This window comes from Bacteroidota bacterium, from assembly GCA_030706565.1.
Lineage (GTDB): Bacteria > Bacteroidota > Bacteroidia > Bacteroidales > JAUZOH01 > JAUZOH01.
Genome location: JAUZOH010000127.1, coordinates 1 through 9,536, shown reverse-complemented (window position 1 = coordinate 9,536; position 9,536 = coordinate 1). Strand labels below are relative to the sequence as shown.

Sequence of the window (9,536 nt, the reverse complement as noted above, 5' to 3'; positions counted from 1 at the left end):
TGCCTCCTGCTTTAGCAGGAGGACAAAAAATCATTTTGCATTTAATGGCTTTAGCCAAATTATGTATTAATCTTTAAATTTCTGAAATCCATATTTTTCAATCAGTTCATCATGTTCCTCTTCCCATGTTTCTCGAGAATGGTGATTTTCCTGATTTTTAATATATTCCCTTTCTTTATCGACCAATGACTCTGATACTGATACAGCATAATATTCATCCTGCCATTCAAATTTCTCAGGCAAAATTTGGTTTTTATTAATCCGGAACGATTTAATTATTATTTATTCTCAAAAATACTTTCTGTATTTTTTGATCGTTATTTAAAAAATAGTAATACCTTTGTAAATGAGTTCATTTCTCATTTGAGAAAAGGAAATCGAAAAACGCAAGCCTCCGATGCTCTGCGTTTTTTGCTTTTTATACCACCTTGGGTAATCTCCTTTTATATTTTTTCATCATTTTATCTCTGGCCTTATCTTTACCTTGCAGATAATATGCCGTAAGCAAATAATATTCATTTTTTTTGTTCATTGGTTCTAACACAATTACATAAAATTCATCTTTATCGTAAATATACGTTCTTTTTCCGGTCGGTTCTGCGACTGAGAACACGAATATATTGTCCTTTTTATTTTCGTCTATATGATATTTAAGCCAATGCAAACGCACGGAACGAGCCATATCAAATTCTCGTTTATTTGTAGCTTTATCGGTAATAACGGTTGTGAGATGTGTAAACAGCCGCTCCATTGAATCCTGCCCATCGGCAGGTGTCGGATTTATCCGCTTGGTTTGAAACCTGAAAGCCGGATTGTTTGCAATGTCGCGGTTAAAAATTCTTTTCAACGATTCTCTTCGCTGAAATTCGTCCATTGCCGTAAGTTCCAACATTTGATTGTATTTTTTGAGTAAATTCAGCGGCATATTATTTCAACTCGATAAAAAACAGGTTTAACTTTTCATTATAATTTGTTTTTCCCAAATCAGAAAGCTGAGAGTGTCTTTTTATCTTTTCAATGATTTGCATTTTTGCATTATTGTTATGTTCTTCATCATTGATATTGTATGAAATTGCACCCATCAAAAAATCGGCTAACTGCATTAAAATACTTTCATGAGAGCGAATATTCTGTACAGTGCGAAAGACACCCAGTTTTACATTAAGTATATTCCTCAATTTACGAACTTTACAAGCACTTAACGTATCTTTTATATCAAGATAAACATTGTAATGGTATAATGAATTGATATGGTGATTCAGTAATTGATAATACATCTTGTAATAAAAGTCATCGTAAGTTTGCACAAAAACTTCGTTGTTTATTTTTGATTTATCAATACCGATTGCACGAAATTTCAGGTCGGTATCGAAAAAATAGTCAATCAAATCAAGATAAAACCGAAGTTTTGAATGTGAAACTTTCGTCCATTTTATTTCCGCATAAAAATTATGTTCTTTTTTAAGTTCTTCAATCCGTTTACTGTGCCTTTCCACTTGCGGATAGGCGCAACTGACCGACCCCATAAACATGAAATTTTTGTGGTCGTTTTCCAAATGGCAACTTTCGTCGCAATAAATATTAAAGGTTTTACTCATAATGGATTTGTACCCTGTGTGTTGAGTTTCGGGTTTAGAAAATTTTTTACTCCATCGGTTTAATCATACTTTCTATAAATGCCACTTCCTCATCTGTTAAGCCATATTTGGCATAAAGCTGGCGGTCGATATCGGCTACCGGCTTGCTCCAGTCAATATTCGAAGAGGATGTAAAATCTTGGAGTGGAACGAATTGATAAACTTTCTTCATTGCATTTTGAGTATTTTTTGTTAGCAATAACAAAAAATGGAAAAATTTTGTTTGGCTATAATTTATTGCATTTTCGGCAGTTTTTAAATCATTAAATGGACCTACAACTAAGTAGGTCTCAGTACAACATGAATTTGGTGCTACAATGAATGGGTTAAGCCAATCATTATTCATATCTCCTGTTCCCCATGCTTTGGGTATTAATATTTTATATTTATCTATCCAGTCAGTATTTTTTGAAATCTTAGAAAGCTCAATATATCCCAAACCATCCTTTCTCCAACCATTGTAATATATTTCAACTCCACCATCAAATTGTGTGAGTTTGAATTTTGGTTTTATTCTTTTATAGCTATTATCTACTCGAACATCAAAGCCAAAAGGATCATTTGCACTGATAATAGTAGCAAAACTATCTTCATTTATTTCATTAACCTTTTCTAAAATAGAAATTGCTCCATTATATCTTATAAATGTATCTCTTCCATTTTCCAATAAAGATCTTTTTGTTGAAGATAACTGATTGCCTTTATGAGTATTTACAGCACATTCACCTTCATTATCCCTATCCCATAAAAAATAACAAACCCCTCCTTTTATTTCTACCTGAGGAAAACAGTCAGTAGCTTTTAAGAAGTCATGAATAACTCTTATTCTATTGTCATTAAGCATCTCGTCTCTAAACGAATCTAAACCTCTTCCACCACTAAACCAACGTGACGGCATAATCATAGAAAGATATTCAGGTTTTATCTTTTTAGCAATCTCTACAAACTTATCATATACAGGAATTGCACTAGAACCAGTGCCACCCCCATCCATCACTTGATAGGGAGGATTTCCTACTATTGCATTGAATTTCATATTATCGTTGTTGTTTGATTTCCAATAAGTTTTACCTTGTTGCACTTTTCCAACAAAGTTGTCGGCTTTGTTGGTGATTTGGTTTACGAGGTCTTCAAAATAGCGTGTGTTTACTCTTTCTTCCCGGAAACCTGTCAAAGTGCGTTTGGTTATGCTTTTAGCCATAGGCGTTTTGCAAATGACAAAGATATTTTCGGCCAGCACTCTATCCCATATATGAAGTTGCTGCTCTGGCGTTGAATTGCCATCAGGATATTCGTTTTTAAGGCATGTGTGGTAAATACAGTAGGTCATATAAAGAGGGTAAAGCCCCGATTTTGAGTTGATTTCGAGAATGCGGGCATCGGGAGCAAATACGTTTTGAGTAATACTGCCTTGTTCCACATAGCGGGGTTGTTCCGTAGTGTTCTCATACTTTTCGTCGTAAAATACATAGCCGCCCAGACAATCTCCAAGGTGCATATTGACCACGCGCCAGGGTGTTAACACGGTTTCCTTGTCGGGGTTGCGAAAGGTATTGAAAATAGCAGTAATACGGCCAATTCGTTCTTCCACGCATAGTTTATCGGCAGCGCGGGCCATTGCCCGAATTCGTTTGCCGGCGGCACGGAACACGTCGGGTTCGTAATATTTCTTAAAGCTGTTGAAAAGTTCTTTGGTAACACCTTTGGGCATAAACTCTTCCCAGGATTGTGTGTCTATAAGCTGGGTGAAGTTGTCTATAGTGATTTCCTTGTCTTCGTCGCTCACGTCGGCACCGTAAATAAGCAAAGGCATACGAATAGAAATGCCGCGCAGGATAGAAATAGCACTGTCGCGGTTTTTCTTCTTTTCGACTTTCTCTGCCAGTAATCGTTTTTCTTCTTCGGAGAGTTCTTGTTTAGAATGTTCCTTTTTTTCTATACTTTCTAATTGCTCGTATTCTTCGTCGCTGAATCCCTGCCTGTTTATATCAATATCGCCGCTTTTGGGCATTGCCTTGGTACTGCCGATAATTTTTTTAAGACCTTCAAAATCTCTAAGTTCAACAGCATCGAGTTTCATCAGCTGGTCGTTATTGTACATGTAGCCGTCTTCAAAGCCGTTGTGCACTACGCGCTCAATGTAAACCTTTTTGAGTTGTTCGAGCATTCCGTTTACATCGTAAGTTCTCATGCGAGAACCATCAACGGCAATAATCGGGCAGAAATTCAAAAATTCAGCCATTGTTTGCCGGTCGCTGCCTGTAGTTTTGCCTGCTTTGGCAGAGATTTTGGCGGTTTCGGCAATAACTTTCAGCGTGCGATCGGGTGCGAAATCGAATACAAAGCAATCTTCCTTTACATGTCCGTTAATGTTTGCAGGTGTTTGCACGCGAAAAATGGTTTGCATATAACCCGAAGCCGAAGTGTTGTAAGAGCCGGAAAGCATAAATACAGCCGTCCATGCAGGGACGGAAACGCCCGTTGTGAGCCTGCCGCAGGAAAGAGTAATGGTATAGGTGTCTTGCGGATTTTCGCCAATGGCATCTTTCACTTTTTTGAGTGCATCTTCGTTGGCTTCTTCTTCATCTCCATCACCGGCAACGTTCACAATTCTGAATTGCGAAAATACAGGATGTGCCTGAAGCATAGTACTAAGTACCCGTGCTTCTTTTACTCCCGGTACCATCCAAAGTGAATGACGGAAGTTGTTGCGGTATTTTTCTGTAGAGTATGGATAGTTGCTTTCGCCGTCGGCCTTAGTTATAAGATTGAGAAATGAACGAACGTCCTTTTCGTGAACGAATGTACATTCTTTGTTTACGCGGAAAAATTCATGGAAGTTAAAGGCTACATCTTCGTCAGAAAATTGATGGAGCAGTTTGCCAAGGTCATAGGTGAAAATTTGAAGACGGGGTAAGGCAGCGTAAGGATTGTGGTCTCCAAGGTGGACCTTGTCCCAATCGGCTTTGGCTCGTTGTTCCATTACATAGTCCCATGTGTATATTTCATCCTCCTTATAGTCGTCGAGTAAATTGAACGGTGTACCCGACAAACGCAATACTTTTGTATCGGATTTCACCAGTTCGTTCATTACGGCTTTGCCGAGTTCGGTTTGTATGCCTTCGTGGGCTTCGTCCACAATAATAAAATCCCACGGAGTGGCAAACACTTCGTTGTTTTTGTCAAAGTTACCTCCTACAAGTTCAGAGCCCCGCAAATCCTGCATAGATGCAAAATAGACAAACTTCCCTTTTTGTGCTTGTTTTTCAAGCGTATCAAAAGTATTGCCATTGTTTTTAGAACCATAATGAAAATCAGGACTATCGTAGAAAATTTTACCGAAGTCTTCAAACCAGCCGGCATCAACCACAGGACGATGAGTCAGAATGAGTGTTCGGGCAAAATTCATATCTTTCACCACTTGCAGTGCCGAGAGAGTTTTACCAAAGCGCATTTTGGCGTTCCAAAGCATTTGGTTGCTTTTGCGAAATTGTTTTTCTGTTTTGTCGATAGCTTCCTTCTGCTCCGGACGAAACATAATAGGGCTTTGGTTAGTGCTTATCTGACTGGCATCGAGCGAATCTTTGCCTTTCTTTACTGCAGCAATGGCGTTTTTTACCGTTTGGAGGTCAGTCTTAAACCACTCGTTGGCTTTATTTTGCTTGTCGAAAGGAATCTTTTCAATACCAGAACGTAAAAGAACATTATGCACCTCGGCATCGGAGAAAGCTTTTAATGTACCATTTTGGGAATATACAGAAACTTCGGTATAGAGCAAATCGTAATCAATAGCAGCTGTTTGCGTATATTGATTGATACGCTTACGGGCCGCTTCGTTGAGTGCTTTACTGTTTGGTTCAAGCCCCCAAATATTTTCATTGTCAGAGGTTGCCTCACCGACTTTCAGGCAACCTTTATGTTTCTCATCGTTGATACGGAACACATAAATCAATTTAAGTTTTAGAGACGAAGTGAATTTCATTTATATTTATTTTTAATAAGGTCGATAAATCTAATTTTGCGTCCCTTTTTGCCCGTCTCGGGGTCTTTGTTGTTCCAGTCCTTAATGAGACAATATATTCCGTTATGTTTGCGTATATTGTCCTTTTGGCATCCACTGCAAGGAGTAACTTTTATTTCTGTTTCACCAAATAAATTTTTAGTTGATACTGTTTTGTCTCTGCAACTATCAGGTACTACGCCTTTCATTCCATCCATTTGCCAAACGTTCCAGGAAATAATATAGGCAATGTATTGGATAGATTTCAATAGCGGGAGTTTTCCAAATTTTTGGGCGTAGTTGTCGATAAAGGTATAGAGCATGGCTTCGCGGGCAATCAGCAGGTTGTCGCCCTGCCACTCGAAAGCGTAAATGTTTTTATAGGCTGTCTGTGCAGCTTCAAGCCATTCTTCGGAGGTTTCAACATTTTCGCTAACCACGCGCAATTTCCTGTCGAGTAATCCAATGCGGTTTTCAACGGGAATATGTTCGCCTGTAGTTGTATCGTAGCGGCTGGTTATGTAAGGAGCTTCGCCACAGGTCATTTCAAGACGAGTGTCGCGCACATAGTGTTTCCAGGTTTTGCCTTCCGGAAAAATTATTTTTTGGGGATTAATTTGCCACGTTTGCGAACCATCGGGGTTTGTGATTTCTGTATTGAACACATTTTTGCACTCAAACCAGGCATTATCAATCAAATTGTTTTGAGCGTTACAAATCCACGAAGGTGTAAAAACCTCAGCCATATCGCGTACTCGGGTTTGTTGTAGATCTTTATCCTTCTTTATACGCGGCATTATAACATTACCATGTTCACCTGTAATAAGTTCGGGCAAAATTGGTGAAGTATATTCGTAACCTTTGCCCAGGTCTTGATAATTATCGGTTGCCCAAAAGATATTCTTCTGGGTAGTATGGTCGCGCAAAAGAATCTCTAATACTTCAGGGTACTGTTCTCGTATATCGTTTTCTAATATGTCAACTTCGTTGGACATCCTTGGGTCTATTGGTTTAACTGTTTAAATATATTTTTTGTTAATAGTAGATAATGTTTGTTCGTATTTGTGATTTGTTCAATTTTTTCTTTCCTCTTAGGGAGGTATTGCCTAAAAGATTTTCCTTCTCAATTATGTCTTTCAAAAAATGTGGTGAGACAAAATTTATTTCCAAATCTTGTAACAAAAAGATCGACCAAGATCTTTTCTAAAGAATGTGAATTCCAGCCATTTTGACAATTCAAAAAAGTTATATTTCCTTCACTAAGTGCAATATTTATAATTCCCTCTTTTGGGTTTTCCAAACATCATTTTCATTTTAACCTCTAACAAATTTATCTTTTTTTCTTATCGATAATCCTTTTAAATTGATTTTATGTGAACAATTTGATAAGCGGTCCGGAATGGGAGTTGCTATCACCTGTTTTATCTTTAGGTTTGGAGACAGTTTTAAATACATACTAATAAGTTTTTCTGTCATCTGGTAGGAGTTTTAGTTGCGGTGGTCAGTTTGTTTGAAAATTTGTGGACAACATGTATCGGAAATATAATAGTACCAGTATTATTAAATTTATTAGTAAAGTAAATCAAAAAAGAGTTATATGGCGAAGAAATGAAAAGGTCAGTAGGGTGGTTTTGAAAATAAAAAAATAAGTTCCATAATGTATTATTCCCTCAGTTTTTTTCGTTCCAACCGTTCACGTGCTTCAACCAACGATTTGTGTAATTTTGATTCCAATACTTCTTTAGGAGGCAGGTCTGTCCAGTATTCTGCTACCATAATCCCATCTTTGTGCATTTCTAGCAGTTCTACCTGCTCTTTACTTGTTTCCGCACATAAAATTAAACCAATGGGCATTTCTTCCCCCTCTTGTTTTTCATATTTGGCCAACCATTTAAGGTACAGTTCCATCTGCCCTTTATATTTTGCCTTAAACTTGTCTATTTTCAACTCTATAGCCACTAATCTTTTCAATTTACGGTGATAAAAAAGCAAATCGAGGTAATAATCATCGCCATCAATAATTATCCGCTTTTGCCGTTCGACAAAGGTGAATCCGCTTCCCAATTCCAGAATAAAAAGCTCTAATTCTTTTAAAATAGCCGCTTCCAGATCGTCTTCCAGATAACTGTCTTTTATTTCAAGAAAATCAAGCAGATACGGGTCTTTGAAAACATCCTTTGTCAAAACTGAACTATTATAAATCTGTATATTTGCATTTTCGGTACGTTCAAATGCCTTTTTCTCAATTTGCGACCTTAATTCTCTTACACTCCAAGCCGATTCTGCTGCTTTCAAACCATAAAAATTGCGGACGTTTGTTTCTTTTACAGGTAAAAGTACCAGAAAATGAGACCATGACAATTGTCGTGACAGTGTAACGACTTTTTCAAAAACGGGAAACTCGCCGGCAAACTGAATCATTCTCCTCAGGTTTTTTTCTTCGTAATTTTTCCCAAACTTTTCAACCAATGTTCGTGACAGTGTAACGATAATCTCTTTGCCATAATCTGCACGTTTATACTCCAAAGTATGTCCCAAAATCCGGTTGCCAACCTGCCAGAATAATATTGTTAACGAGCTATTGGCATACGAAACCACATCATGCTTTGTGTCTTCAACAAGAGAAATCAATTCGGACAATAAATCCTGATATTCCGTTTTCTGTAGTTCCATTTTTATGCTGTTTTTGTACATAATAACTGACAGGTATATATTCCGGCCATATTGACTCCCGGCAATCTGTAAGATTTTTTGTTCCAGTCTACCAAAACAGTATTTTTATTGTTAACGTTTAACAAATTTATCTTTTTTTCTCATCAATTATTCTTTGAAATTGATTTTATGTGAACAATTTAATAAACGGTCTGGAATGGGAGTTGCTATCCTATATTTATCCTTATTTTTGATAATCTTAAATTTATAACGTTTCCCTGCTATCTTGATAGATTTTAATTTGCTTTTAAAGCAAATTAAAATCTCAGGAAATCTTGCCCGCATTGGTCAATATGGCCGGAATGGCGGTTAACTTGCCCAGGAATATACTATCTTAATAAGGTAAGCAATATCAATGACCTGGAATACCCTTCTTTATTTTGGCTTATAGGTTCTGTTGGAAAAAGTTTGGCTCGTTTCGATAAAACCATTATCCGTTCAACTCTCTTTTAGAACTGACTTAGCAGATTCAGACTGGTAAGGGTGATTATGTATCTGGGATGGTCAAATCATAAGAAACCGTTTAGAAACTGAGCCGGAACAATCCCCCTTGGGCCTGAATCATCAGATCGCCCTGATAAATGGCGCAGTCTTCAAGCTCCGTAAAAGTGGCTTTTGTTAAGTCAATGATATTTTGCATGCGACGAGTTTCAAGATTCCAAACATAGAGAATGGAAGGATGCTTCGGGTTACCGATGCCTGTAGGCATAAAGAGTTGCCCGTTCTTGATGAAAAGTCCCTGGCCAACAGGATTGAAGGGAAGGGCATAGGTATCTTCAATGAGATAGTTTTCAAGAAGGTCATCATCGGTGAGTGTTACTATTCCATCAGTTGATTTATCCAGAGCCGGAATGCGGAATTTTACAATGCGATGACGGTTCAGGGTATTGTCATTATCGACAGTGTTTCCATAACCGTATAGATAACCGTTGTCGCGGTCGATAACCCATTGAAGTGCATAGCCGTAAAGATGGTGAATATCCTTAAAATAAATGGTTTGAACCAGGCTGGAAGAATTCAAATCTTTGCCAATGCGTTCAACATAAAGCACATCCTTGTGGCCGTTAATGCTTTTGCGCTGACACTGACTAACATAAAGTAACGGCAATGGATCGGAGGGATCGTAAAATGTGTTGCTGAACGAAGCAACATTTGCATGATTGTTCTGGTTGTAACTGGCCAAATGG

Annotated in this window: 6 protein-coding genes and 1 pseudogene; all 7 read right to left on the bottom strand. The window is 37.8% G+C overall.

Features of this window, described 5'->3' with window-relative positions; genetic code table 11:
- Positions 1 to 66 precede the first annotated feature (66 nt).
- Positions 67 to 270: pseudogene (locus Q8907_08290) on the bottom strand (transposase).
- Positions 271 to 418: 148 nt separating this feature from the next.
- A complete protein-coding gene (locus Q8907_08285; GenBank protein MDP4274261.1) occupies positions 419 to 892 on the bottom strand; it encodes a hypothetical protein in 474 nt (157 codons plus the stop codon).
- A 34-nt stretch (positions 893 to 926) separates the two neighbouring features.
- Positions 927 to 1,598 carry a DUF3800 domain-containing protein gene (locus Q8907_08280; GenBank protein MDP4274260.1) on the bottom strand — a complete coding sequence of 224 codons (672 nt, stop codon included), beginning with the start codon at positions 1,596 to 1,598 and terminating at the stop codon, positions 927 to 929.
- Between the two features lie 46 nt (positions 1,599 to 1,644).
- Entirely contained in the window at positions 1,645 to 5,619 is a 3,975-nt protein-coding gene (locus tag Q8907_08275; GenBank protein ID MDP4274259.1) for an Eco57I restriction-modification methylase domain-containing protein, read from the bottom strand.
- The gene (locus Q8907_08270; GenBank protein MDP4274258.1) at positions 5,616 to 6,632 is read right to left on the bottom strand and encodes a restriction endonuclease subunit M; all 1,017 of its coding nucleotides are present in this window, start codon (positions 6,630 to 6,632) and stop codon (positions 5,616 to 5,618) included. Before Q8907_08270 ends, Q8907_08275 begins: the two co-directional genes overlap by 4 nt.
- Before the next feature lie 667 nt (positions 6,633 to 7,299).
- Positions 7,300 to 8,310, bottom strand: a complete 1,011-nt coding sequence (locus Q8907_08265) for a PDDEXK nuclease domain-containing protein (GenBank protein MDP4274257.1) — start codon at positions 8,308 to 8,310, stop codon at positions 7,300 to 7,302.
- 562 nt (positions 8,311 to 8,872) lie between these two features.
- Positions 8,873 to 9,536: hypothetical protein (locus tag Q8907_08260; GenBank protein MDP4274256.1), on the bottom strand; the 664-nt coding region annotated here is incomplete at its 5' end.

Bases quoted from the DNA above. Each gene is read 5' to 3' on its own strand.
- Q8907_08285 (MDP4274261.1), bottom strand. From the start codon at position 892: ATGTTGGAACTTACGGCAATGGACGAATTTCAGCGAAGAGAATCGTTG.
- Q8907_08280 (MDP4274260.1), bottom strand. From the start codon at position 1,598: ATGAGTAAAACCTTTAATATTTATTGCGACGAAAGTTGCCATTTGGAA.
- Q8907_08275 (MDP4274259.1), bottom strand. From the start codon at position 5,619: ATGAAATTCACTTCGTCTCTAAAACTTAAATTGATTTATGTGTTCCGT.
- Q8907_08270 (MDP4274258.1), bottom strand. From the start codon at position 6,632: ATGTCCAACGAAGTTGACATATTAGAAAACGATATACGAGAACAGTAC.
- Q8907_08265 (MDP4274257.1), bottom strand. From the start codon at position 8,310: ATGGAACTACAGAAAACGGAATATCAGGATTTATTGTCCGAATTGATT.